Below are 23403 nucleotides of genomic sequence, written 5' to 3'. Positions count from 1 at the left end.
CCGGGGTCACCTGTCCTTCTTCTTCGGGTCCGGCAGGGCGTTGGTCATGCCGGGCAGGAAGTCCGTGAACAGGTCGTGGATCTCCATCACGAGGGGGCGCAGCACCCGGAACCGGGCCAGTGCCACACCGCGCGCGGTGAGGCGTGCGCCGCGGTCGGCGAGCCGGTAGCTGCGCTCCCTGCCCTCCGTACGGTCGTAGATCCAGTACATGACGAGGCCCATCTGGGAGAGCCACATCAGCTCGGGCAGCACCTCGCGCAGTTCCTCCGGCACCTTCGCCTTCGAGCCCGCGAGCACCTCCTTGTGGACGGCGATCGCCTCCACGCGCGCGTGCTCCGACTCCGCCGAGAAGGGGCTGAGCGGGCTGTCGGGGTCGGCGGCGTTCTTGAAGAACTGCACCGCGAACTCGTGGTACGGAGTGGCCACGTCCAGCCAGGCCCGCAGCACGCCCGCCATCCGGGCCTCCAGGCTGGTCTCCCGCGCCAGGATGCCGCGGACCGCCTCGCGGTGCTCCGCCGCGAGGCGGTCGTAGAAGCCCTGGATCAGCCACTCCTTGCCGGCGAAGTAGTAGTAGGCGTTGCCGACGGAGACCCCGGCCTCCTGGGCGATGGCCCGCATCGTCGTCTTGTCGTAGCCGCGCTCCTGGAACAGCCGCATCGCCGTCTCCAGGATCAGCGCGCGGGTCTGCTCGGACTTCGACGTGGGCGACGACGCGTGCGGCTCGGCCGGGGGAGCGGGAGTGGGCTCGGCGCGGCCTTCGCCGTCGGCGGGCTCGTTGTTGGCGGACACGGAGAGAGAGCCTAGTCAGTGGAGCAGGAGCCGTCGGCACAGGAGGGCGGGGTGTACGTCCACCCGTGACGCGGGTCGAAGGACCACCCGTCGGCCGAGTAGTACGCGCCCCCGCCCCAGCCGGTGTCCCGCTTCTGCGCCCCGCGCCACCGGGCGGCGGCCAGGACCGCGCCCTTGGCGAGCCGTGCCCCGGCGGGCGTGCTCAGCCGGTGCGCCAGGGGCCGGTGCTCGCGCAGCGCCCACAGGGTGACGATCCATGCGGCGGCGCCCCGGTAGACCTGGCCGCCGTCGCCGACGACGGTGATCTCCTCGAGGGTGGCGCGGTGGTCGAGCCCGGGGAAGCGGGCGGCGGCCTCGGCGGATCCGGCCGCGACGAGTTCCAGCGGGACGAGCTGCCGCTGGCGGCCCAGCCAGTCGCGCACGAAGGTGCACAGGGCGCAGTCGGCGTCGTAGAGGACGGTGAGCCGGCGGACCGGGACGCGGGTGGCGTCCCGGCCGTCGGCGGCCTGTGCGGCTGCCATCGTGCTCACGCCCCGGCCGAGGGTGCCCAGCCCTGCGGGGGGACCGGCGGGACCTGCTCCCGCTCCATGACCCCGCGCCGCCGGATCCGGTTGAGCACGTACACGTTGCCCAGGTGCATCACCCCGAGCACCAGCAGCACCACCCCGAGCTTGGTCGACAGGGCCTCGAAGATGCCGCGGGTGTCCTCGATGGTGTCGTCGCCGCTCAGGTAGAGGGCGACGAAGCCGAGGTTGACGAGGTAGAAGCCGACCACCAGGAGGTGGTTGACGGCGTCCGCGAGCTTCTCGTTGCCCTGCAGCACGTCGGCGAGGAAGACCCGTCCGTTGCGGCTGAGGGTCCGGGCTACCCAGACGGTCAGACCGATGCTGACGACCAGGTAGATGACGTAGGCGATGACCGTGCGGTCCATGCGTCCCCCTTGTTGAACGCGTTCAAAACGCTGACAGGGATGACTGTAGCTCAGTTTTGAACACGTTCAAGACGGGGGGTGTGGGACCTGCGTCACGTCCTGCGCGCGAGCTCCGGCCGTTTGGTGTAGTCGGTGAACCCGATGACGTTTCCCCAGGGGTCGGCGACCTCGACGGTCCATCCCGTCGCCACGGAGAACGGCGGGTCGAGCGGCGCGATCCCGGCGTCGGCCAGCCGCCGGGCCGCCACGCGCGCGTCCGGCACCTCCAGCCACAGCCGGGGCGAGGCCCACGGGGGCGGCCGGTGCCCCAGTGCCTCCTCCTGCCGCAGCAGGATCCCCGGTGTCTCGCCCCCCACCTTCAGCTGCGCGACCCCGCCCTCGTCGAACCGGAACGCCACCGTGAAACCGGCCCCCTCGTAGAACCGCACGGCCTCGCCGAGGTCGCCGACGGGAAGCAGGACGTTGTCGAACCCGAGCAGTTCGTAGGACTCGTCATCTGACATACCGTCAGAATAGGCGGCGGTCCCGCGTGAACCGGTGATTGCCGGTGGAGGAAGGCGCGCCGGACGAGCGGGCCGAGCCCACCCCGGCTTCTCCGGGGCCGGTTTTCTGCTGCAAGATGACGTGCACCCACTTTGCATGCAGATCATCCGCTCATACGACTACGGGGAGAACTCGCCTTGTCCGAACAGCCGCAGCACCCGCAGCAGCCCCAGCAGCCGCCCCAGCCCGGGTACGGCTACCCCGGCGCCGGCGGCCCCGGCCCGTACGCCGGTCAGCCCGGCGGCCAGGCCGGCCCCTACGGATACCCGCAGCAGGGCCAGCCCCAGCCGGGCTACCAGCAGGGCTACCCGCAGGGTGGTTACGCCGCCCCCGGTTACGTGCCGCCGGGCACCTTCACCGGCGACCCCCACGCGCCCTACGGCTACGACCCCTACGGGCGTCCCTACTCCGACAAGTCGAAGATCGTCGCGGGTGTCCTCCAGCTCGCCCTGGGCAGCCTCGGCGTCGGCCGGTTCTACATGGGCCACGTCGGCATCGGCCTCGCCCAGCTCTTCACCTGCGGCGGCCTCGGCATCTGGGCCCTGGTCGACGGGATCATGATCCTGACGAGCAACGACAAGACCGATGCCGACGGGCGGGTCCTGCGTGGCTGAAGCGGAGCGCCCGTCCGCGCTGCGACACCCGGCTGCGGCACCCCTCGCGGTGCTCGCCGCCGGCGCGGCGGGCTCCGCCTATCTCTACGGCACCAACCCCCACCAGCCCGGCCATGTGCTCCCGCAGTGCCCGTTCCGCCTCGTCACCGGTCTGCTCTGCCCCGCCTGCGGCGGCACGCGCATGGCCTACGACCTGATGCACGGTCACTTCGCCCAGGCCTGGCTGGACAACCGCGTCCTGCTGCTCGCCTCCCCCTTCGCCCTCGCACTCCTGGCCCGCTGGATCCGGGAGGGCCTGCACGGCCGCAGCTGGCACCCGCGCCTCGGCGGCCGGGGAGTGGCCGTCGTCCTCGGTGTCGCCGTGGCCTGGACGGTGGTCCGCAACGCCTTCTAGGCGGCAGGTCACACTTCGCCTCTCCGGCGTCGTGAGCGATCGCGAAGTTGGCGGATTTTGATCACGGAACAGGAACGATCGGTCACAGCTACTCCCTTTTGCGCCATCGATCTCTCTAGGCTCACGTGACACAGGGGGGACGTCCGCGCGTGGTCAGCACCAGGCACGGGCGTGGTCGTCGACGACGGTCGGCGTAGGTGAACATCTCGTCGTATCCCTCCTGGACTCCCCGTCCGGAGCAAGCCGGCTCCGGTCATTCGTAGTCATCCCAGGAGCAGTTCTCATGACCGTCCCCACCCCCGAGGCCCCCTACGGCGTCGACCCGCTGGGTCGCCCGTACTCCGACAAGTCCAAGATCGTCGCCGGTATCCTCCAGCTGTTCCTGGGCACCCTCGGCATCGGACGCTTCTACGTCGGCTCCGTCGGCGTGGGCATCGCCCAGCTGCTCACCTGCGGCGGCCTCGGCTTCTGGGCCCTGATCGACGGCATCCTGTTCCTCACGAGCAACGACCGCACCGACAGCCAGGGCCGCATCCTGCGCGGCTGAGCCCGGAGCACCGCCAACGGCGAGGGCCCCCTCCTCTCGAGGAGCGGGGCCCTCGCCGTACTCATGCGTAACTTCACCCGGGAAACGCGGTACCCGAGATCGAACTGCCCTAGGCTGACGAGGATTTGAAGATTTCGTGCAGCTTGAGAGGTGGAAGTGCGCATGTCCCGCACACCGTCAAGACGTACCGTTCTCCGCGGGCTCACGGTCACCGGCGCCGCGGTCACCGGCTTCGACCCGGCCGCCCGGAGCTGGGCCGCGACCACGCCGGAGTCCGGCACGGAGACGGCGGCACTCACCAGGATCCCCCGCCTGGACGGAACGCTCGTCACGGACGAGTCCTCACTCACCGCCGCGGCCGAGGACTACGGGCACATCGTGCACCGCCGCCCCTCGGCCGTCCTGCGCCCCGGCTCGGTCCGTGACGTCGTCACCATGGTCCGGTTCTGCAACGACCACTGCCTGCCGGTCGCACCGCGCGGCCAGGGACACGCGCCGTACGGTCAGGCGCAGGTGGAGGGCGGTCTGGTCATCGAGACCGCGACCCTCGCGGACATCGGCCCCGTGGACCCGGACAGCACCACCGTCACCGTCGGCGCCGGCGCCCGCTGGAGCGAGGTGGCCAAGGCGACGCTCGCCCACGGCCTCACCCCGCCGGTCTTCACCGACTACCTCGAACTCTCCGTCGGCGGCACCCTGTCCGTGGGCGGCCTGGGCGGCCAGGCCCAGCGGCACGGCGCCCAGGTCGACAACGTCACCGAGCTGCGGGTCGTCACCGGAGCGGGCGAACCGGTCCGCTGCTCCCCGTCCCGCCGACCCGACCTCTTCCACGCCGTCCTGGCGGGCCTCGGCCAGTGCGCCGTCATCGTCGAGGCCACCCTGCGCCTGGTGCCGGCCCCCGAGACCGTACGCCACTACCAGCTGACCTACGGCGACCTCGCCACCTTCCTCGACGACCAGCGCACCCTCGTCCTGGAGGGCCGCTTCGACTACGTGGAGGGCCAGGTCCACACGGACGCCGCGGGAGCCTTCCGCGTCTACAGCCTGGAGGCCGTCGCCTACGGCCCGCCGGCCGGCCCCGCCCCGGACGACACCGCGCTCCTGCGCGGCCTGCGCCACGACCCGTCGACGGTCCAGTACACCGACCTGCCGTACTTCGACTTCCTCGACCGGCTGGCCCCCGTCATCGCGGCCATGAAGGACGCGGGCATCTGGACGTACGCCCACCCCTGGCTCAACCTCATGCTCCCCGGCCCCTCCGCCGCGTCCCTCGCGGCCCCCCTCCTGGACGCCCTCACCCCCGCCGACCTGGGCGCCGGAGGCGTGATCCTCTTCTATCCCCTCCTCCGCGAACACCTCACCACGCCCCTGCTGCGCACCTCCGACGAGGACGTCTCCTACCTCTTCGACATCCTCAGCGCGGCCGCACCGGGCGACACCGCGGGCATCGACCGCATCCTGTCGGCCAACCGCGCCGCCTACGACACCGTCGCCGCGGCCGGCGGCACCCACTACCCCGTCGGCAGCATCCCCTTCACCCCCGACGACTGGCACACCCACTTCGGCCCCGCCTGGCCGGCCTTCGCAGCGGCCAAACGCACCTACGACCCGGCCGGCATCCTGGTCCCCGGCCAGGGCATCTTCTGACGCCGCCGCCCCGGAGCCGGATCCCCTCTCCGGCTCCGCACCCGTCGCCGGCCACCGGAGGCGGCGGGAGGGTTGTGCATCGGGCGGATCCATGAAGGATGACCGTATGTGGATCGAGCTCATCTCCTCGCTGTCGGCCGACGTGGAACTCGCGGGCGGACCGGGCTGCGAGGAGGAAATGCGGGTGGCGGAAGTGGTGTTGGGGCATCCTCTGCCCGCCGTGCTCAAGGACTTCTGGCGGGCGGCGGACGGCGCCCGGGACAAGCACGGGGCCGGGGTCGTGTGCTCGGTCGGTGAAGTCGTCGACCGGAATCTGGAGTTCAGGAGTTCGGCCGGCTTCCGGGGGCGCTACATGCCGTTCGACCCGCTGCTGCTCTTCGGGGAGAGCGGGGGCGGCGACCTGTTCGCCTTCGTCGTCAGGCCCGAGCGGCCCGACGTCTTCGTCTGGGAGCACGAGAGCGACAGCCGCCGCCGGGTGGCGAACGGACTGGAGGACTACCTCCGCCGCCGCCTCGCCGGCGGAGACCCGCAGTGGTACGCCTCCTGGTGAGAGCGGCTCAGTCGCACGTCTTCCGCCGGCCCGCCGCGATGATCTCGGACGCGCCGGCTCACGTTCACCCGATCGTGGCGTGACGCCCGAGGGCCCCGCCCCCGGTGGCGAAACCGGGAGACGGGGCCCTCGTGGACGTACCGCGGAAGGCAGGGTCAGAAGCGGCGGGTGATCAGGGCCTTCTTGACCTCGGCGATCGCCTTCGTGACCTCGATGCCGCGCGGGCAGGCGTCGGTGCAGTTGAACGTGGTGCGGCAGCGCCAGACGCCGTCGCGGTCGTTCAGGATCTCCAGGCGCTGCTCGCCCGCCTCGTCACGGCTGTCGAAGATGAAGCGGTGGGCGTTCACGATCGCGGCCGGGCCGAAGTACTGGCCGTCGTTCCAGAACACCGGGCAGGAGGAGGTGCAGGCCGCGCAGAGGATGCACTTCGTCGTGTCGTCGAAGCGCTCGCGGTCCTCGGAGGACTGCAGACGCTCGCGCGTGGGCTCGTTCGTGTCCTTCGTGATCAGGAAGGGCATCACGTCCCGGTACGCCTGGAAGAACGGCTCCATGTCGACGACCAGGTCCTTCAGGACCGTCAGGCCCTTGATGGGCTCGACCGTGATCGGCTTCTCGGGGTTGATGTCCTTGATCAGCGTCTTGCACGCGAGGCGGTTCTTGCCGTTGATCCGCATCGCGTCGGAGCCGCAGATGCCGTGGGCACAGGAGCGGCGGAAGGTCAGGGTGCCGTCGAGGTCCCACTTGATCTTGTGGAGGCCGTCGAGGACGCGCTCCTTCGGGTCGATCTCCAGCTGGAAGTCTTCCCAGGTCGCCTCCGCCGAGACCTCGGAGTTGAAGCGGCGGATGCGGAAGGTGACCGTGATGTACGGGGAGTCGGCGAAGCCGGGCTCGGGGGCGCCGGCCGCGTCCGCCTTGTCGAGGGTCGGGGTTGCCATCAGTACTTACGCTCCATCGGCTGGTAGCGGGTCTGGACGACCGGCTTGTAGTCGAGACGGACGGTCTCGGTGCCGTCGTCGCCCACCTCGCGGTACGCCATGGTGTGGCGCATGAAGTTGACGTCGTCGCGGTTGGGGTAGTCCTCGCGGTAGTGACCGCCGCGGGACTCCTTGCGGGCGAGCGCGGAGACCGCCATGACCTCGGCCAGGTCGAGCAGGTTGCCCAGCTCGATCGCCTCGAGGAGGTCCGTGTTGAACCGCTTGCCCTTGTCCTGGATCGAGACGTTCCGGTAGCGCTCGCGCAGCTCCGCGATCTTCTCGACCGCCGTCTTGATCGTCTGCTCGGTGCGGAACACCATGACGTTCGCGTCCATGGTCTCCTGCAGCTCGCGGCGGAGCACCGACACCCGCTCCGTGCCCGTCGACGTGCGGAGCTTCTCCACCTGGTCGATCACGAACTGCGCCGGGTTCTCCGGGAGTTCGACGAAGGCCGCCTTCTGGGAGTACTCGGCGGCGGCGATGCCCGCACGGCGGCCGAACACGTTGATGTCCAGGAGGCTGTTGGTGCCCAGACGGTTCGCGCCGTGCACCGACACGCACGCGACCTCGCCGGCCGCGTACAGGCCCGGGACGACGGTGGTGTTGTCCGCCAGGACCTCACCCTCGACGTTCGTCGGGATGCCGCCCATGGCGTAGTGCGCGGTGGGCTGGATCGGGATCGGGTCCGTGTACGGCTCGATGCCCAGGTAGGTGCGCGCGAACTCGGTGATGTCCGGGAGCTTGGCGTCCAGCTGCTCCGGCGGGAGGTGGGTGAGGTCGAGGTAGACGTGGTCGCCCTCGGGACCGCAGCCGCGGCCCTCACGGATCTCCGTGTAGATGGAGCGGGACACGACGTCACGCGACGCCAGGTCCTTCATCACCGGCGCGTACTTCTCCATGAAGCGCTCGCCGTCCTTGTTGCGCAGGATGCCGCCCTCACCGCGGGCGCCCTCCGTCAGCAGGATGCCCATGCGCCAGATGCCGGTCGGGTGGAACTGGAAGAACTCCATGTCCTCCAGCGGCAGACCCCGGCGGTAGACCGCCGCCTGGCCGTCACCGGTCAGCGTGTGCGCGTTCGACGTCACCTTGAAGAACTTGCCGCAGCCGCCGGACGCGTAGATCACGGCCTTCGCCTGGAAGACGTGGATCTCACCGGTCGCCAGTTCGTAGGCGACGACGCCGGCCGACTTGCGGACGCCGTCCTCCTCGGTGATCAGCTGGTCGAGGACGTAGAACTCGTTGAAGAACTCCACGCCCTCCTTCACGCAGTTCTGGTACAGCGTCTGGAGGATCATGTGGCCCGTGCGGTCCGCGGCGTAGCAGGACCGGCGGACGGGAGCCTCGCCGTGGTTGCGGCTGTGACCGCCGAAGCGGCGCTGGTCGATCGTGCCGTCCGGGGTGCGGTTGAACGGCAGGCCCATCTTCTCCAGGTCGAGGACGGAGTCGATGGCCTCCTTCGCCAGGATCTCGGCGGCGTCCTGGTCGACCAGGTAGTCACCGCCCTTGACCGTGTCGAAGGTGTGCCACTCCCAGTTGTCCTCCTCCACGTTGGCCAGCGCGGCGGCCATGCCGCCCTGCGCGGCGCCCGTGTGGGAGCGGGTGGGGTAGAGCTTGGTCAGGACCGCGGTGCGGCTGCGCTTCGTCGACTCGATGGCCGCGCGCATGCCCGCGCCACCGGCGCCGACGATGACGGTGTCGTACTTGTGGATCTTCATGATTCTCGCAGCCCCGTGCCTAGCGGATGTTCGGGTCGAAGGTGAAGATCACCAGCGTGCCCAGCAGGATGGTGAACACCGTGGCGGTGTAGAGCAGGCCCTTGAGCCACAGCCGGGTGTTCGCGCGCTCCGCGTAGTCGTTGATGACCGTGCGCAGGCCGTTGGCTCCGTGCAGCATCGCGAGCCAGAGCATCAGGAGGTCCCAGACCTGCCAGAAGGGGGAGGCCCAGCGGCCGGCCACGAACGCGAAGCCGATCTTCGACACGCCGCCGTCCAGCACCAGCTGGATCAGCAGGTGGCCGATGACGAGGACGACCAGCACGACGCCGGACAGGCGCATGAAGAGCCACGCGGCCATCTCGAAGTTGCCCCGGGTGGACTTCGGGGACTTCTTGGTGCGCTTGCGCGGGGCCTCGATCAGGGGCGCCGGGTTGTCGACGTTGTACACCGGGCCGCCCTCGACGGGGCCGATCCCGGACGCGGTGGTTTCAGTGGTGGCCATCGGTGTCAGCTCCCGAACAGTTCACGAGCGGCGTGGCCGAGGACGGGGTAGATCGCCCCGAGCATCAGCACGACCCAGACGCCTACGACGGTCCACAGCATCTGCTTCTGGTAGCGCGGACCCTTCGACCAGAAGTCGACGGCGATGACGCGCAGGCCGTTGAGCGCGTGGAAGAGGATGGCGGCGACGAGGCCGTACTCCAGCACGGCGACGATCGGGGTCTTGTACGTGGCTACGACCTTGTCGTAGTCCTCGGGGGAGACACGCACGAGAGCGGTGTCCAGGACATGGACGAACAGGAAGAAGAAGATGAGGACGCCGGTGACTCGGTGAGCCACCCAGGACCACATTCCTTCCCGGCCGCGGTACAGCGTTCCAGCCGGCACGGAAGAACCCTCCGGGAGCGGGGATTGGGGCCTGCCGGCTTCGGTGTCGGACGGGCCCGGCCGGGTACGGTCCACCGGCCCCCAGCATCGTAGCGACGCGCTGGCGCTGGGCTTACGCCGGGCCTACCGGTGTGATCAAACTGGCACGCGTATGGGTGAGCCGCGCGGCATCTGGGGCGGTTGGTGCCGTTATGCGCCCCGTGCGGCGTCGGGGCTGGTCAGGCCCACGCGGCGGAGTCGCGCCACGACTACGGAGCCGTGCCCCTGAGGAAACCGGCCAGCCGCTGCCTCGCGAGGCGACGGAGTTCTTCCGCCGCCACCACCCGTTCGTCCTCCGGATCGTTTGTCAATCGTGACCGGATTCCTTCGAGCACGTGGTCCAGGGTCTCGGCCGGGGGGACGCCGTCCAGGCAGATGACGAACGTGTATCCGAAGCGGGCCGTGTAGGCCGCGTGAGCCGCCCCCAGGGCCATGTGCGCCGCTTCGTACGCGTCCTTCGGCAGGGCGGGGAGGGGCTCGCCGGCCAGGGCCTCCGTCAGATCCTCCGGCATCAGGTCGTACGCCGCCTCGTCCGACGCCGCCAGCAGGGCGTCCAGGGTGGGGTACGGGCGGTGGTCCGCGACCCTGCGGGCCCAGCAGAGGCTGTGGAGGCAGCCGAGGAGGGCGCTGAGGGTCTCCTCGGCGCCGGCGGTGTTGAAGGCCTCCAGGGACGGGCTCGGCAGAGGTGCCTGGGAGGTCCGGGCCTGCGCCGGTATGGGAAGGCGGCCGGTGAGGTGGGGAAGACGGTGCGCAGGCAGCGTGGATCCTCGCGTCACGAGTGGTGTGGCAGGGGATGTGGTGAAAGGTGTGGCGCAACGTTATCGGGAGTGGTCATCACGTGTCCGACGGTTGCCCGAATTTCACTCGAACGGGAGAGTTTCGGAACGGGTGGTGGACTCCTTCGGCGCGCTTCGGTCACCCGGGCGTCGTACGGTTGGCGGGGTGAGCAGGCACAGGCATCGGCGCCCGGCGCCACGGAGGAAGCAGGAGCGGAGCCCGCGGCAGCGGGTCGTGCCGCGGGCCCTGATGGCAGGCGGGCTGGTGGCCGCCCTCGGGATAGGCATGGGGCTGTGGGCCTCCGACGGCGACGACAGCGCTCCCACCGGATCCGCGTCGGGCCGGCAGACCGCCCGGGGCGCCTCCGCGGGCGAGCCGGGGATCGCCGCCGCCACGCCGTCCGCCAGCCCCAGCCCCACCCGCAGCTACCCCCTGTCCACCACCCCGCGCACCATCCCCGCCGTGCGCACCCACGCCCCGGCCCGCGGCCCCGGCTGGCGGCCCGCCGCCGCGCACCGGGTGGTCGTGAGCGACCCGCGCCTCGCCGACGAGGGGCGGCTGATCGCCGGTGAGCTGGGGATGACGTACGCGGGGGAGAAGGGCGACTCCCGGGCCGGGGACCTGCGGCTCGCGCTCAACACCGACGGGGGCGGCGATCCGGAGTCGTACACCCTGACCGTGCGGCAGGGGAAGGTCACCGTCAGCGGGCCCTCCGACGCCGGCGTCTTCTACGGCACCCGCACCCTCAAGCAGGAGGTGGCCAAGGGGACCACGGCACCGGAAGGCGTCGTACGGGACGCGCCCGCCAAGCCGCAGCGGGCCTTCTCGCTCGACATCGCCCGCAAGTACTTCTCGCCGGGCTGGATCGAGGACCGGATCCGTGAGCTGGGGGACCTGAAGTTCAACCAGCTCGGGCTGCACTTCTCCGACGACCAGGCGTTCCGGATCGAGTCCGACACCCATCCCGAGATCGTCGCCGGGCAGCACCTCACCAAGGCGCAGGTGAAGGAGATCGTCGATCTCGCGGCCGAGCGCCACATCACCGTCGTACCCGAGATCGACTCGCCCGGCCATCTGGGTGCCGTCCTCGCCGCCCACCCCGAGCTGCAGCTGCGCAACGTCAACGGGGTCGCCACCCGCGGCGCGATCGACATCTCCAAGGACGCCTCCGGGAAGCTGCTCGACGACCTGCTGGGCGAGTACGCGGGCCTCTTCCCCGGCGCTCAGTGGCACCTCGGCGGCGACGAGTACCAGGCACTGACCGTGTCCAGCCCGGCCGCCTCCTACCCGCAGCTCGCCACCGCCGCCCGGCAGCGCTACGGCTCCGGCGCGGGCGTCGCCGACCTCGCGACCGGCTGGCTCAACGACCGCGCCGACACCGTCCGCGCCCACGACCGGACCATGCGGGTGTGGAACGACGGCTTCTTCCGCGGTACGACCGTGAAGCCCGCCTCCGACCTGGTGGTCGCGTACTGGACCGGCAAGGAGATCGGGGCGCGGGTGCCGACGGAGTACCTGGACGCCGGGCGGAAGGTGCTCAACTACAACGACGAGTACCTCTACTACGTCCTCGGCGAGCCGCAGACCTTCGTGTACCCGACCGGTCAGCGGATCTACGAGCAGTGGACCCCGCGCGTGCTGCGCGGCACGACCGCCGTCCCCGCGAAGTACGACGCCCAGATCCTCGGCGGATCCTTCTCCGTCTGGTGCGACCTCGCGAACTCCCAGACCCAGGACCAGGTCGCCGCCGGGATCCGGATGCCGTTGCGGGCCACGGCACAGAAACTGTGGGACGCGCGGACCCCGTCGCTGTCGTGGGCGCGGTTCACCTCGCTCGCGGGGCGTCTGGGCTGAGCCCGCGCCGAATGAGGTGGACGCACCGGGCCGGTGAACCGTATGGTCCGCAGGCCGCGCGTCGCTGCTGATCATTCCGGGGGACCCTCATGCTGCGCTCACCTGTCCTGCTCGGGCGGGCCACCGCCGTTCTGCTCGGGCTGGTCGCCGCCACCGACCTGTTCGCCCTCTGGGCGGGCTCCTTCCTGCTCGACGCCAACGACGCGGTCTCCTTCGGGAACGGGGCGGACCGGTTCCACACCGCGGACCGTGTGTACCGCGCGGCCGGCCTCGCCCAGACCGTGGCCCTGCTCGCCACCGTCGTGGTGTACCTGTGCTGGTTCCACCGGGTGCGGGTCAACGCCGAGTGGTTCCGGCCCGACGGGCACCGCATGTCGCGTGGCTGGGCGATCGGCGGCTGGTTCACCCCGATCGTGAACCTCTGGTACCCGCGCCGGATCACCGTGGACATCTGGGACGCCAGCAGCCCCGGCGCCCCCTGGGAGCGGCCGCGCTCGCACGCGCTGGTCAACGCCTGGTGGACGCTCTGGGTGCTGTCGCTGCTCGCCGACCGGGCCGGGTCCCGGATGTACGCCCGGGCGGAGACGCCCTCGGAGCTGCACGACGCGCTGTTCCAGGTGATGTGCGCCGACGGGCTGGACCTCGCGGCCGCCGTGCTCGCGATCCTCGTCGTGCTGCGGCTGACGGCGATGCAGAACACGAAGGCCCTCCAGGGCCCGCCCGGCGACCCCGCCTTCCCCGCCGCCCTCACCGGTCCCGCGGGCCCTGCGGGTGCCGCACCCGCGGGTCCCGCCGGCCCCATCGACCCGGTGGGCACTCACTGATTCCACAGCCCCACCGGAACCAGTAGCCCCGTCGGCCCCAACCGGTTCCCACTCGCCCCGTCGGCCCCACCGGACGCGTCCGTCCCGTTGGCTGAAAACCTCTCCCTGTGACACTCCTGGCCCGTTGCACGCAGTAAGGGAAAGTGTGGGCTCCGTAAGGTAGGCGCCCTGGCGAGGGAGGCGTGGATGAGCCTGGTGGAACTGATCGCTCAGGCCGACGAACGCGGACTGGCCGCCAGTGGGCTGGCTTGTTTGGATCGGTGTGTGCCCCTGCTCGGCGGTGACGACGACATCCTGCGGCCGCTGTGGGCCGGCCTCGCGGGCACGGCCGACTGGGGCGAGGGACTGGAACTGGCCCGCGCCAAGCTGGCTTCGGGCGAGGACGGCGGCGAGGCCGCGCTGCTCGCCCGCCGGATGCTCGACGCGGCCCCGGCCGACCGGTCCGCCGCCGAGGTGCGGGTGTGGGCCGACGCCTGCTCCGTCGCCTCGCTCCAGATCCACCGGCTGCTCGACCCGGCCGAGGACGCCGACTCGGTCGACTCCCGCCGCGAGGGCCGTACGGAGGGCATGCCGCCGCTCGTCGCCGCCGAGCTGCGCCGTCAGATCAGCGTCCTGGAACTCCTCGCGAGCCACGGCGTGGCCGGACTGCGGCCCGCGCTGGACGTGTCCACGGAGGGGCGGCGGGTGCTGCGGGCCGTGGTGTCGCGCCGGGCCCGCGGACGCTCCTGAGACCCGGTGCCCCGAGCCGCCGGCTCAGGGCGCGAGCCACTTCACCACCGCGTCCTGGTGGAGAGCGGTCGCGGTGTAGAACGCCGTCAGCTCGCGGTGCGCCGCGGCGAAGGCGGCCCTGGTGCGGGGCTCCTCGGCGGGTCCGCCGTGGCGGGACAGCAGCTCCGACCGGGCCGGACGCCACAGCTGGTCGAAGTCGGCGGCCTCCAGGAAGGCCGCGACCCGCGCCGTCTGGGCCGCGGTGAGCAGCAGGAACGGCGGTTCCTGCGCGTCGGCCGTGTACACCCGTCCGCCGCCGAGGACCGCGTAGGCCCCGGGGCCGGCGTCCGCGTGCTCCGGTGGGGTGTCGCTGTAGAGGAACTGCTGGTCGCGGTCCACCCGGTTCCCGCCGTCGCGGGCGGTGTCGCGGTGGTCGTCGAACAGCCTTCGCAGCCAGACGGCGCTGTTGCGCAGCGCCGAGGGGCGTACGGCACGGAGGTCGAGGTACGCGCTCATCACTCAAGGAGCGCAGCAGGGCGCGGAACCATCACTCCTGTGGCGGTTCGGCGCCGGTTCCGGGAAGGGCCCCGGATCCGCGTGACGGATCATGGTCGCCCCACGCTCTCCCTTGTATGACCAGTACGTCTCGCCAGACTTCCGCCCGGCCCCAGGCCGCCCTGAAGCCCGCGCGCTGGGCGGCGGACGCGGTGTCCGCCCTGCGTGAGGGCGCCCGGCTGTATCTCGACCACTCGGCACAGAGCCTGTGGCGCGTCGACCGGCTGATCGAGGACCTGCGCGGAGAGGACACCCCGTATCCGGCCGTGGAGAGCGTGCTGCGCGGGCTCGGGGCGTACGCCGGTGAGGTGATCGTCCGCCAGACCGGCGCCGAGTGGTGGGCCACCGGCGGCGACCACTGGGTCCGCACCCCCGACGGCCGCCTCTGGGACCCCCTCGACGAGGCCCGCCGCTGCTTCGGCGGGCACGGGTCGCTGCGGTTGCTGTGCCGGGACGCGATGCGGGGCGGACGGGGGTGAGCGGGCCGTCCGCGGTGTCCCCGCCGGCGACGGCGGTGTCGTCTCGGGGCCGCGGCGCCCGCGACGCCGCGAACGGGCCTTCGCGGCCGTGGCCGGGGGAATCCGTCCGGGACGCGCGGGTGCTTCTGTGACGGACGACACGTTTGTGGCCTGTGATGTTCGGGCGTCGCCGTCCGCTGGGACAGCGGGGAGCCAATGGGGTTCCCCCGGATCCAGCGGGTCGAGCGAAGGGGTGGGGACCCATGAGCACCAGGGCGGACGAGCACACGCCGGACGCGGGGGCGATACGCGCGGCGGGGATGCGGGCGTGCGCCACGGCGTTCGTCACCCGCGTCACCGCCCGCCACCGCCTGCCCCTCGACTACTCGGTGGCCAGCCTGCGCGTCGTCGACTTCCTGGTCGACGGGCTGCGCAAGGGCGGCGCCGACCGGGAGGGCGCCCACGACACCCTGGTGGACCTCGGCGCGTACGTCGGTGAGGTGCTGGTCCGCCGCGCGGGCGCGGTCTGGGTGGACCTCGACGAGCGGCAGCGCGGCTGGTTCGGCCAGCCGGTCGGGGTGCGGATGCCGGACGGCCGGGTCTGGAACCCCCTCGGCAAGGTCGTCAACCGCTTCGGGACGGGCGGCCCCGAGGAGTCCCTGCAGACCTTCTACCTCACCCTGCACGGCCGCACCCGCCGGGCGGCGGCGTGAGCGCCCCCGTGACCGCCGGTCCGCGCGCCGGCCCGGGCCTGGTGGCGGGCCCGCGCTGTGACACTTCTGTGCGGCCCGGCGCTGATGACCGTGGGGGCGTGGTCCCGCCCGGACCCGGTGTCCGGGCGGACAGCGACCCGCCCGCAAGGAACTCCGTACGAACGAGGACAGTCTTGGGCCAGGGAGGGGAACCCCGGCGCGCACAGGCGTACGACGGGGAACTGGGCGCGGCCGTGGCACGGGCCCAGGGCGGTGACGAGACCGCGTTCGCCGTCGCGTACCGGATCGTGCAGCCGGGGCTGCTCGGCTACCTGCGCGGGATCGTCGGCGACGACGCCGAGGACGTGGCCTCCGACGCCTGGCTGGAGATCGCCCGGGACCTGGGGCGGTTCAAGGGCGACGGTGCCGGCTTCCGCGGCTGGACCGCGACCATCGCCCGGCACCGCGCCCTGGACCATCTGCGCAGGCTGCGGGTACGGCCCCGCTCGGCGGTGCTGGAGCAGGACGTCGTCATGGACCTGCCCGGCCCGCACACCACGCACGACCAGGCGCTGGAGTCCCTCTCCACCGAGCGGGCCCTGGAACTGGTCCGGGGCCTGCCGCAGGACCAGGCGGAGGCCGTGCTGCTGCGGGTCGTCGTGGGGCTGGACGGCCCCTCCGCGGCCCGCGTGCTCGGCAAGCGCCCCGGGGCGGTCCGCACGGCCGCGCACCGCGGCCTGAAACGGCTGGCCCGCCAGCTCGGCGTCGCGGACGGGAACGACGCAGGTGTGACGGATGGCGGACCACGCACGCTGGGGGAGTCGACATGAACGGCGACGGCCGCGGACCGTATGGATCAGCGACGGCCGAACGGACGGGACAGAGGCGGATACGGACATGGGTGAACGGCTGAACGACGGCGGAGAGCCGGTCCGTCGGCGTGCGCACCCTGCCGAGACGACCCCGGCGGCGGACGCGATCGACGTGGAGCTGGAGGCGCTGCTCGCCGAGGCCCTGCGCTCGGCCGGCGGCCCCGGCGCGGCGGCCGCGGGCAGCGAGGGCGAGCTCCGGGCCCTGGCCGCCTTCCGGGCCGCCCGCGACGCGGGTGAGCACCGGGCCGCCCGTACCCGGCGCCGCGACGACTGGCGGCACCGGACGCGCCGCCGGACGTCGCGCTCGCTGAAGGCCACGCTCTCCGTCGCGGTCGCGAGCCTCGCGCTGGGCGGGGTCGCGTTCGCCGCGATCGGGTCCGCCACGCGCGACGCCGACGGGGCCCGGCCCCCGAAGCAGTCGGCGAGCGCGTCCGAGGGCCGCTCCGCCGCACCCTCGCTCACCCCGTCCCCGAGCGCCTCGGCGGACCGGGACCGCCCGGTGAACGCCCAGGACACCGAGGCCCAGTGCCGTGCCTACGACCAGGTGAGCGGCCGGGGCAAGGCGCTGGACTCCACGGCCTGGCAGCGGCTGGTGACGGCGGCGGGCGGCGAGGAGCAGGTCGAGGCGTACTGCGCGGCGCAGACGGCGTCGGCGTCCGCCGCGGGCAGCGGCAAGGGCGACGCGAACAGCGGCGGCCGCAGCGGGGGCACCGGCGCCACGGAGAACGCCGGGAGCGCGGGGGCCGCCGGGAGCACCGGTGGTGGTCAGGAGAAGGCCGGGAAGACCGCGACGCCCGAGAACTCCGCCAAGGACAACGCGAAGAACCCGTAAGCCTGTTCCAGCCGGAGAACCCGTAAGCCCGTTCTGGTCGAGAACCCGGAAGCCTGGTCCGGTTCGGCGCGCGGGGCCGCGCGTTCCGCTGCGCGAGGACCGCGTCGTGGGGTGCGGGGCCCGATGCCGGCCACCGAGGCAACGGCCGGGGCCGCCACCCCCCACAGGAGAGGCCCCGGCCGTCGCGCGGCACGGACCGCGCGGCGGCCCGTACTTCCTACAGCGCCCTGAGTGCGTTTTCTGTCACACCCCGAGGCGCGTCCGGGGGCGTCCCGAGCGGCATCACGAGTTAGTTGCATGTTGTACGGACATGGACGGGCGACGCTTTCAGGTCGTAACGTGCCTTTCGCGCCGGACGGCCAAGCGGCAGACCACCGCAACGACCTGCGGTCTCGAAACCGCGACCATCGACCGACCGAGGAAACCACGACGTGGGGGACGACGCGGAGCTGACAGCCGCGGTGCTTGCGGCACAGAACGGGGACGAGACCGCTTTCCGGGCTGTGTACCGCACGGTGCACCCGCGGCTCCTCGGGTACGTGCGCACGCTCGTCGGCGATCTCGACGCCGAGGACGTGGCCTCCGAGGCCTGGCTGCAGATCGCCCGGGACCTGGAGCGGTTCAGCGGCGACGCGGACCGTTTCCGCGGCTGGGCCGCCCGGATCGCCCGCAACCGCGCGCTCGACCACATACGGATGCGCGGACGCCGCCCCGCGATCGGCGGGGACGAGACGGAGCTGACCGGCCGGCCCGCCGAGTCCGACACCGCGGGCGAGGCCATCGAGGCGCTGGCCACCGGCCGTGCCCTCGACCTCATCGCCCGGCTGCCGCAGGACCAGGCGGAGGCCGTCGTGCTGCGGGTCGTGATGGGCCTGGACGCCAAGACCGCCGCCGACACCCTCGGCAAACGGCCCGGTGCCGTCCGCACGGCCGCGCACCGGGGCCTGAAGAAGCTCGCCGAACTGCTCGGCGGGGACCCGGAGACGGCCGGTGTCCTCGACGCCCTGCCTCCCCAGCGAGGGCCGCGCTCGCGCGCGGTGACGTCCGTGAGTGTGACGCCGGCGAGCGCGCGGACGCAGAAGGACATGTGATGGCCGACAAGCAGGACAGGTGGCTCGACCGCGAGACGGCGGAGCGTCTGCTGCGCGGTGAGTCACCCGACGACGCTGTCGCCCCCGAGGCCCGTGACCAGGCCGAACTCCTCGCCAGAACGCTCTCTGCGCTCTCCGCGACGGTCGCCGGACCGCTTGCGGCGGAGGAGCTCCCCGGCGAGGCCGCGGCCCTGAAGGCCTTCGGCGAGGCCCGCGCGGCGCGGGAGGCACGGGAGGCCGGGGGCGCCCTCGCCCGTGCCGGGATGACCGCCGACGCCGGACTGGTCCGCATCGGAGGCCGCACCCGGGAACACCCCTCCGGCCGCTGGAGCCGGCCCCTCCGGTTCGGACTGGCCGCCGCGCTCGCCGCCGGCATGGTCGGCGGGGTCGCGATGGCGGCCGGCACCGGAGTGCTCCCGAGCCCGTTCGACGGGGCCGAACCGGCGCCCGGGGCCTCCGTCTCGGCCGCCGCCAGCCCCGACCGCCTGCCGCCCCCGCCCTCGCCGGGCGTCTCCGGCGGTACGGACGCGGCGACGCCCGACGGCGGCAGCAGTGCCACCGGCCGTGACAGCGGCGGGGACCCGAAGGGCGGCGACGGCTCCACCGCCGCGCCGGATGCCACCGGCACCTGGCCGAAGGGCGTGACCTCGTCCTGCCGTGACGTCCGGGACGGCAGGACGCTGGACGCCCGCCGGCGTCAGACCCTGGAAGGCCTCGCCGGCGGCTCGTCGCGCGTGTGGCGGTACTGCGCGGGCGTCCTCGACGGCACCTCCCGCACGGGCGAGGGGGACGACGACCGGGACTCCTGGTACGACGCCGGCGGCCCCGCCCACGAGGACGGTCACGGCAGCGGCGCGTCCGGCCGCAACGGCGGCTCGGCCGGCACCGGCCACCAAGCCGCGTCCGGCGGCACCGGCTCGGACGACGACACCCGGTCCGGCGGCAGGTCCCACACCGGCGGCACCAGGGGCAACAGCGACGACGACCGGAACAACGGCAACTCCGCCACCGGCAAGAACCACCACCACTAGCCGCTGCCCCCGTTCCCTTGTGCGCCGCGCGCGGGCGACGCTCTGACCTGCGGGTTCATGATTCGGGGAAATTTTTTCGCGTGGGGTGTGACGTTTTCCGGGGGCGCGGCGCAGTAAGTAGTGAGCCGACTGGTCATCGGCCCTCGCACTGAGCCGGGGTTCCCCCCGTACCTACGGCTCGTGCACCTGGCGCGGGCGGGACACGTTCCCCCGGTCCCGCCCGCGCCCCAAACTCACCAGGACACCACCACCTTGTCGCCGTTGCGCACCTGCGCGAAGAGCGCCGCGACCGCCCTCTCGTCCCGGACGTTCACACAGCCGTGCGAGGCACCGGCGTACCCGCGGGCCGCGAAGTCCGCCGAGAAGTGCACGGCCTGGCCGCCGCTGAAGAACATCGCGTACGGCATCGGCGTGTGGTAGAGCGTGGACACATGGTTGCGGGACTTCCAGTAGACGCGGAAGACACCCTCCCGGGTGGGCGTGTACTGCGAGCCGAACCGTACGGACATCGTCGACACGGTCCGCCCGTCGATCATCCAGCGCAGGGTGCGGCTCGTCTTGTCGATGCACAGCACCCGCCCGGTCAGACACCGTGAGTCGGGTGCGGCGGCCGGCTGACCGCCCATCGGATACAGCTCCCACTGACCCGGTTCGTGCGTCATCCGCACCAGCCGCTGCCAGGTGACCGTGTCCGTCTTCCCGGTCTGCGGCAGTCCGCGCTTGCCCTGGAACCCCCGCACGGCCTTCTCGGTGGCCGGCCCATAGGTCCCGGTGGGCCCCTCGAAGAGCCAGGCGAGCTGCCGCAGCCGGGCCTGCAGCTCGCGTACGTCCCGACCGGTGTGGCCGCGCTGCCACAGGACGGCCGGGGCGGGGGAGGGCGGGGCCGGTGTGGGGGCCACGCCCGGCTTGTCGTCGCGGGTGGTGCCGCGGGTGGTGCCGCTCGGGGACGGCGCCGGTGCCGTACCGGTGCCGTCGGCGTGGAACGGCGGGCGCGCCCTGCCGTCCTGCGCGTCCGGGGACTGCACGGTACAGCCGCACAGCGTCGCCAGTGCCGCCGTGCCGGCCAGGGCGATGATCGATCTTCGCATCCGCATGCCTGAGATGTTCCCCCGCGACGACCGAGCGCGAACGGCCCGGCGAGTGGCCCGACCGGTGAGTGACCGGTGACACTCGGAGCCAAGGCGGCGACTGCTCGGCGGGAGGCATCACACCCATGACGCGTCACTCGGAGTCCGGACTGCCCATCGAGCCGGTGTACGGGCCCCAGGCCCTGGAGGGCTGGGACGCGGCGGAGAAGCTGGGCGAGCCGGGATCGTATCCCTTCACCCGGGGCGTGTATCCGTCGATGTACACGGGCCGTCCGTGGACCATGCGCCAGTACGCGGGCTTCGGTACGGCGACGGAGTCCAACGCGCGCTACAAGCAGCTGATCGCCCATGGCACGACGGGCCTGTCGGTGGCCTTCGACCTGCCCACCCAGATGGGCCACGACTCCGACGCCCCGATCGCGCACGGCGAGGTCGGCAAGGTGGGCGTGGCCGTCGACTCGGTCGAGGACATGCGGGTGCTGTTCGACGGGATCCCGCTGGACCGGGTGTCCACGTCGATGACGATCAACGCCCCGGCGGCCCTTCTGCTGCTCATGTACCAGCTGGTGGCGGAGGAGCAGGGCGTCGGCGCCGACCGGCTCACGGGCACGATCCAGAACGACGTGCTGAAGGAGTACATCGCGCGCGGGACGTACATCTTCCCGCCCAAGCCCTCGCTGCGGCTGGTCGCGGACACCTTCCGGTACTGCCGGGCCGAGATCCCGAAGTGGAACACGATCTCGATCTCGGGCTACCACATGGCGGAGGCGGGCGCGTCTCCCGCGCAGGAGATCGCGTTCACCCTGGCGGACGGTGTCGAGTACGTCCGAACGGCGGTGGCGGCGGGCATGGACGTGGACGACTTCGCCCCGCGGCTGTCGTTCTTCTTCGTCGCCCGTACGACGGTCCTGGAGGAGGTCGCGAAGTTCCGTGCCGCCCGCCGGATCTGGGCGCGGGTGATGAGGGAGGAGTTCGGGGCGCGGAACCCCAGGTCGCTGATGCTCCGCTTCCACACGCAGACGGCCGGGGTGCAGCTGACGGCCCAGCAGCCGGAGGTCAATCTGGTGCGGGTGGCGGTGCAGAGCCTCGCCGCGGTGCTGGGCGGCACGCAGTCGCTGCACACCAACGCCTTCGACGAGGCGATCGCGCTGCCGACGGAGCGCAGCGCGCGGCTGGCGCTGCGGACGCAGCAGGTGCTGGCGTACGAGACGGACGTGACCGCGACGGTGGATCCCTTCGCCGGCTCGTACGTCGTCGAGAGCATGACCGACGACGTCGAGGCGGCCGCGGTCGAGCTGATGCGGAAGGTCGAGGACCTCGGCGGCGCGGTGGCCGCGATCGAGCACGGCTTCCAGAAGGACGAGATCGAGCGCAACGCCTACCGGATCGCGCAGGAGACGGACTCCGGCGAGCGGGTGGTGGTCGGCGTCAACCGCTTCCGGCTCGACGAGGAGGAGCCCTACGAGCCGCTGCGCGTCGACCCGGCCATCGAGGCCCGGCAGGCGGAGCGGCTCGCGCGACTGCGGGCCGAGCGGGACCGTCCGGCGGTCCGGACCGCCCTGGCCGACCTGATGAGGGCGGCGGAGGGCGAGGACAACGTCCTGTACCCGATGCGGGAGGCCCTGCGGGCCCGGGCTTCGGTGGGGGAGGTCTGCGACGCGCTGCGGGGGGTGTGGGGGACGTATGCGCCGACCGACGCGTTCTGAGCAGGGTCATTCCCCCGAATGAGTGATCAAGGCCGGAACCGGTCTCTCCCCGGTTACGGCAGACATTTCGGCGAGGGCCTGGAGATCGTCATCGCGGGAATCGGGGCGCGCCGCGGAGTTTCCTGAAAAGGGCTTCGTCATTCACCCGGAATTCACCGACGCGGCGCCGCCAGCGCCTTCCGCAGTCCCGGTGTCAGCCGCTCCTCCACCAGCTTGTTCATCGCGTAGGCCAGCAGCAGCATCGACGCGATCGTGAGCGGGACCGTCCCGTACGACGGCACTCCCAGCCGCCGGTGCAGGGTCTCCACCACGACCCAGCCCAGGTGCTCGTGCACCAGGTAGAAGGGGTAGGTGAGCGCCCCGGCCACCGTCAGCCAGCGCCAGTTCAGCCGCTCCAGCCGGCCCAGGGCGATCGCCCCCACCGCCACGAAGCCGAAGGCCACGACCGCGATGATGCCGAAGGACGTGCGGTGGGCGAAGGCGTTCGGGTCGGCGGCGTTCCACAGGGAACGGACCGCGTAGTGCTGGCCGATCAGGAAGCTCACTCCGGTGATCCCCCAGGCGTACGGGTCCCGGCGGTCGCGGTGGACCAGGTACAGGCCGACCCCGCCGACGAAGAACGGCGCGTACTGCGACATCAGCACGAGGTCGAGCAGCGGCTGGTGCGCGCCCTGCGCGATCGCCGCCGCCAGGATCCAGCCCGCGCAGAACAGGATCACCCGGCGCCGGTTCGCGCCCGGCAGGACGACGCACAGCGCGAACAGGGCGTAGAAGCGGACCTCCGCCCACAGCGTCCAGTCCACCCCCAGCACCCGGTCCACGCCCAGCGGCTGCTGAAGCAGGGTCAGGTTCACCAGGACGTCGCTGGGTGAGACCGCCTCGTACACGACCACCGGCAGGGCGAAGACCGCCGTCACCAGCACGACCGCCACCCAGTACGCGGGCAGCAGCCGGGCCGCGCGGGAGGCGAAGAACGAGCGCGGCGAGCGGCCCCAGCCGCTCATGCAGATGACGAAACCGCTGATCACGAAGAAGATCTGGACGCCGAGACAGCCGTAGGCGAACGGCGTGTGCAGGGTCGGGAAGACCCTCGCCGCCGAGGTGCCCCAGGCGTGGGTGATCTCGCCGCCCCGGCCGCCGTAGTGGTAGCAGGCCACCATCAGGGCCGCGAGCAGACGGAGGCCGTCCAGGGCGCGCAGCCGGCCGCCCGGGGGTGCCGCCTTCGGGGCGTCGACGATGAGGCCGCCCTGTGCCGTCTTCACGACCGTCTGTGTCACGCGGGTG

The 23403-nt window shown here is 72.1% G+C and carries 27 protein-coding genes; 15 read left to right on the top strand and 12 right to left on the bottom strand.

From position 1 onward, the window contains the following. Positions 1–6: 6 nt before the first annotated feature. The 4 genes from ACFY30_RS02670 to ACFY30_RS02655 form a co-directional block, all read right to left on the bottom strand. Complete coding sequence (locus ACFY30_RS02670) at positions 7–789, bottom strand: TetR family transcriptional regulator (RefSeq protein ID WP_390843358.1); 783 nt, start codon at positions 787–789, stop codon at positions 7–9. 11 nt (positions 790–800) lie between these two features. Next, positions 801–1310, bottom strand: coding sequence for a thiol-disulfide oxidoreductase DCC family protein (locus tag ACFY30_RS02665; RefSeq protein ID WP_390843682.1), 510 nt, complete (start codon positions 1308–1310; stop codon positions 801–803). 5 nt (positions 1311–1315) lie between these two features. Beyond that, positions 1316–1720: a hypothetical protein gene (locus tag ACFY30_RS02660; protein ID WP_390843357.1), complete on the bottom strand. Its 405-nt coding sequence runs from the start codon at positions 1718–1720 to the stop codon at positions 1316–1318. Positions 1721–1812: 92 nt separating this feature from the next. Further along, positions 1813–2223 carry a VOC family protein gene (locus ACFY30_RS02655; RefSeq protein WP_390843356.1) on the bottom strand — a complete coding sequence of 137 codons (411 nt, stop codon included), beginning with the start codon at positions 2221–2223 and terminating at the stop codon, positions 1813–1815. A gap of 177 nt (positions 2224–2400) precedes the next feature. Between ACFY30_RS02655 and ACFY30_RS02650 the strand changes: the two genes are divergently transcribed. The 5 genes from ACFY30_RS02650 to ACFY30_RS02630 all read left to right on the top strand — a co-directional run bounded on the left by ACFY30_RS02650 (position 2401) and on the right by ACFY30_RS02630 (position 6015). After that, positions 2401–2877: a TM2 domain-containing protein gene (locus ACFY30_RS02650; protein ID WP_390843355.1), complete on the top strand. Its 477-nt coding sequence runs from the start codon at positions 2401–2403 to the stop codon at positions 2875–2877. After that, complete coding sequence (locus tag ACFY30_RS02645) at positions 2849–3271, top strand: DUF2752 domain-containing protein (RefSeq protein WP_390843354.1); 423 nt, start codon at positions 2849–2851, stop codon at positions 3269–3271. Before ACFY30_RS02650 ends, ACFY30_RS02645 begins: the two co-directional genes overlap by 29 nt. Before the next feature lie 283 nt (positions 3272–3554). Next, positions 3555–3818, top strand: a complete 264-nt coding sequence (locus ACFY30_RS02640) for a TM2 domain-containing protein (protein ID WP_390843353.1) — start codon at positions 3555–3557, stop codon at positions 3816–3818. 162 nt (positions 3819–3980) lie between these two features. Next, positions 3981–5465 carry an FAD-binding protein gene (locus ACFY30_RS02635; RefSeq protein WP_390843352.1) on the top strand — a complete coding sequence of 495 codons (1485 nt, stop codon included), beginning with the start codon at positions 3981–3983 and terminating at the stop codon, positions 5463–5465. Between the two features lie 106 nt (positions 5466–5571). Continuing rightward, positions 5572–6015 carry an SMI1/KNR4 family protein gene (locus tag ACFY30_RS02630; protein WP_390843351.1) on the top strand — a complete coding sequence of 148 codons (444 nt, stop codon included), beginning with the start codon at positions 5572–5574 and terminating at the stop codon, positions 6013–6015. 155 nt (positions 6016–6170) lie between these two features. On the opposite strand, the gene ACFY30_RS02625 is transcribed toward ACFY30_RS02630, so the two are convergent. From ACFY30_RS02625 to ACFY30_RS02605, 5 genes are all read right to left on the bottom strand, one after another. Next, positions 6171–6950 carry a succinate dehydrogenase iron-sulfur subunit gene (locus ACFY30_RS02625; RefSeq protein ID WP_390658290.1) on the bottom strand — a complete coding sequence of 260 codons (780 nt, stop codon included), beginning with the start codon at positions 6948–6950 and terminating at the stop codon, positions 6171–6173. Then, positions 6950–8704 carry a succinate dehydrogenase flavoprotein subunit gene (sdhA, locus tag ACFY30_RS02620; protein WP_390843350.1) on the bottom strand — a complete coding sequence of 585 codons (1755 nt, stop codon included), beginning with the start codon at positions 8702–8704 and terminating at the stop codon, positions 6950–6952. The genes ACFY30_RS02625 and sdhA overlap by 1 nt, the downstream gene beginning before the upstream one ends. 19 nt (positions 8705–8723) lie before the next feature. Next, complete coding sequence (locus tag ACFY30_RS02615; protein ID WP_390658292.1) at positions 8724–9206, bottom strand: succinate dehydrogenase hydrophobic membrane anchor subunit; 483 nt, start codon at positions 9204–9206, stop codon at positions 8724–8726. 5 nt (positions 9207–9211) lie between these two features. Beyond that, a complete protein-coding gene (gene sdhC / locus ACFY30_RS02610; RefSeq protein ID WP_310765524.1) occupies positions 9212–9592 on the bottom strand; it encodes a succinate dehydrogenase, cytochrome b556 subunit in 381 nt (126 codons plus the stop codon). A gap of 248 nt (positions 9593–9840) precedes the next feature. Then, positions 9841–10407, bottom strand: coding sequence for a 2-oxo-4-hydroxy-4-carboxy-5-ureidoimidazoline decarboxylase (locus ACFY30_RS02605; RefSeq protein ID WP_390843349.1), 567 nt, complete (start codon positions 10405–10407; stop codon positions 9841–9843). 250 nt (positions 10408–10657) lie between these two features. On the opposite strand from ACFY30_RS02605, the gene ACFY30_RS02600 reads away from it, so the two are divergent. From ACFY30_RS02600 to ACFY30_RS02590, 3 genes are all read left to right on the top strand, one after another. Next, positions 10658–12262: a glycoside hydrolase family 20 protein gene (locus ACFY30_RS02600; protein WP_390843681.1), complete on the top strand. Its 1605-nt coding sequence runs from the start codon at positions 10658–10660 to the stop codon at positions 12260–12262. Between the two features lie 89 nt (positions 12263–12351). Further along, a complete protein-coding gene (locus tag ACFY30_RS02595; protein WP_390843348.1) occupies positions 12352–13086 on the top strand; it encodes a DUF4328 domain-containing protein in 735 nt (244 codons plus the stop codon). A 186-nt stretch (positions 13087–13272) separates the two neighbouring features. Next, positions 13273–13815 (top strand): hypothetical protein, encoded by a 543-nt coding sequence (locus ACFY30_RS02590; RefSeq protein ID WP_390843347.1) that lies wholly within the window; start codon positions 13273–13275, stop codon positions 13813–13815. 24 nt (positions 13816–13839) lie between these two features. On the opposite strand, the gene ACFY30_RS02585 is transcribed toward ACFY30_RS02590, so the two are convergent. Beyond that, positions 13840–14310 (bottom strand): DUF1877 family protein, encoded by a 471-nt coding sequence (locus ACFY30_RS02585; protein WP_390843346.1) that lies wholly within the window; start codon positions 14308–14310, stop codon positions 13840–13842. A gap of 116 nt (positions 14311–14426) precedes the next feature. Here ACFY30_RS02585 and ACFY30_RS02580 point away from each other — a divergent pair, with 116 nt between their 5' ends. The 6 genes from ACFY30_RS02580 to ACFY30_RS02555 all read left to right on the top strand — a co-directional run bounded on the left by ACFY30_RS02580 (position 14427) and on the right by ACFY30_RS02555 (position 19325). Then, a complete protein-coding gene (locus ACFY30_RS02580; protein ID WP_390843345.1) occupies positions 14427–14828 on the top strand; it encodes a hypothetical protein in 402 nt (133 codons plus the stop codon). A gap of 242 nt (positions 14829–15070) precedes the next feature. Beyond that, positions 15071–15520, top strand: a complete 450-nt coding sequence (locus tag ACFY30_RS02575) for a hypothetical protein (RefSeq protein ID WP_390843344.1) — start codon at positions 15071–15073, stop codon at positions 15518–15520. A 173-nt stretch (positions 15521–15693) separates the two neighbouring features. Continuing rightward, the gene (locus tag ACFY30_RS02570; RefSeq protein WP_390843343.1) at positions 15694–16329 is read left to right on the top strand and encodes an RNA polymerase sigma factor; all 636 of its coding nucleotides are present in this window, start codon (positions 15694–15696) and stop codon (positions 16327–16329) included. Positions 16330–16396: 67 nt separating this feature from the next. Further along, positions 16397–17203, top strand: a complete 807-nt coding sequence (locus ACFY30_RS02565; RefSeq protein WP_390843342.1) for a hypothetical protein — start codon at positions 16397–16399, stop codon at positions 17201–17203. A gap of 431 nt (positions 17204–17634) precedes the next feature. Continuing rightward, positions 17635–18294, top strand: a complete 660-nt coding sequence (locus tag ACFY30_RS02560) for an RNA polymerase sigma factor (RefSeq protein ID WP_390843341.1) — start codon at positions 17635–17637, stop codon at positions 18292–18294. Next, the gene (locus tag ACFY30_RS02555; RefSeq protein WP_390843340.1) at positions 18294–19325 is read left to right on the top strand and encodes a hypothetical protein; all 1032 of its coding nucleotides are present in this window, start codon (positions 18294–18296) and stop codon (positions 19323–19325) included. The genes ACFY30_RS02560 and ACFY30_RS02555 overlap by 1 nt, the downstream gene beginning before the upstream one ends. A gap of 233 nt (positions 19326–19558) precedes the next feature. On the opposite strand, the gene ACFY30_RS02550 is transcribed toward ACFY30_RS02555, so the two are convergent. After that, positions 19559–20419 carry a L,D-transpeptidase family protein gene (locus tag ACFY30_RS02550; protein ID WP_390843339.1) on the bottom strand — a complete coding sequence of 287 codons (861 nt, stop codon included), beginning with the start codon at positions 20417–20419 and terminating at the stop codon, positions 19559–19561. A gap of 119 nt (positions 20420–20538) precedes the next feature. Here ACFY30_RS02550 and ACFY30_RS02545 point away from each other — a divergent pair, with 119 nt between their 5' ends. Beyond that, the gene (locus tag ACFY30_RS02545; RefSeq protein WP_390843338.1) at positions 20539–22119 is read left to right on the top strand and encodes a methylmalonyl-CoA mutase; all 1581 of its coding nucleotides are present in this window, start codon (positions 20539–20541) and stop codon (positions 22117–22119) included. A gap of 152 nt (positions 22120–22271) precedes the next feature. Here the strand turns inward: ACFY30_RS02545 and ACFY30_RS02540 are convergent, their stop codons facing one another. Continuing rightward, positions 22272–23396 carry an acyltransferase family protein gene (locus ACFY30_RS02540; protein WP_390843337.1) on the bottom strand — a complete coding sequence of 375 codons (1125 nt, stop codon included), beginning with the start codon at positions 23394–23396 and terminating at the stop codon, positions 22272–22274. Positions 23397–23403 lie beyond the last annotated feature (7 nt).

It is taken from the genome of Streptomyces sp. NPDC000345, assembly GCF_042898825.1.
GTDB lineage: Bacteria > Actinomycetota > Actinomycetes > Streptomycetales > Streptomycetaceae > Streptomyces.
This window is presented reverse-complemented; position numbering and strand designations above follow the sequence as displayed.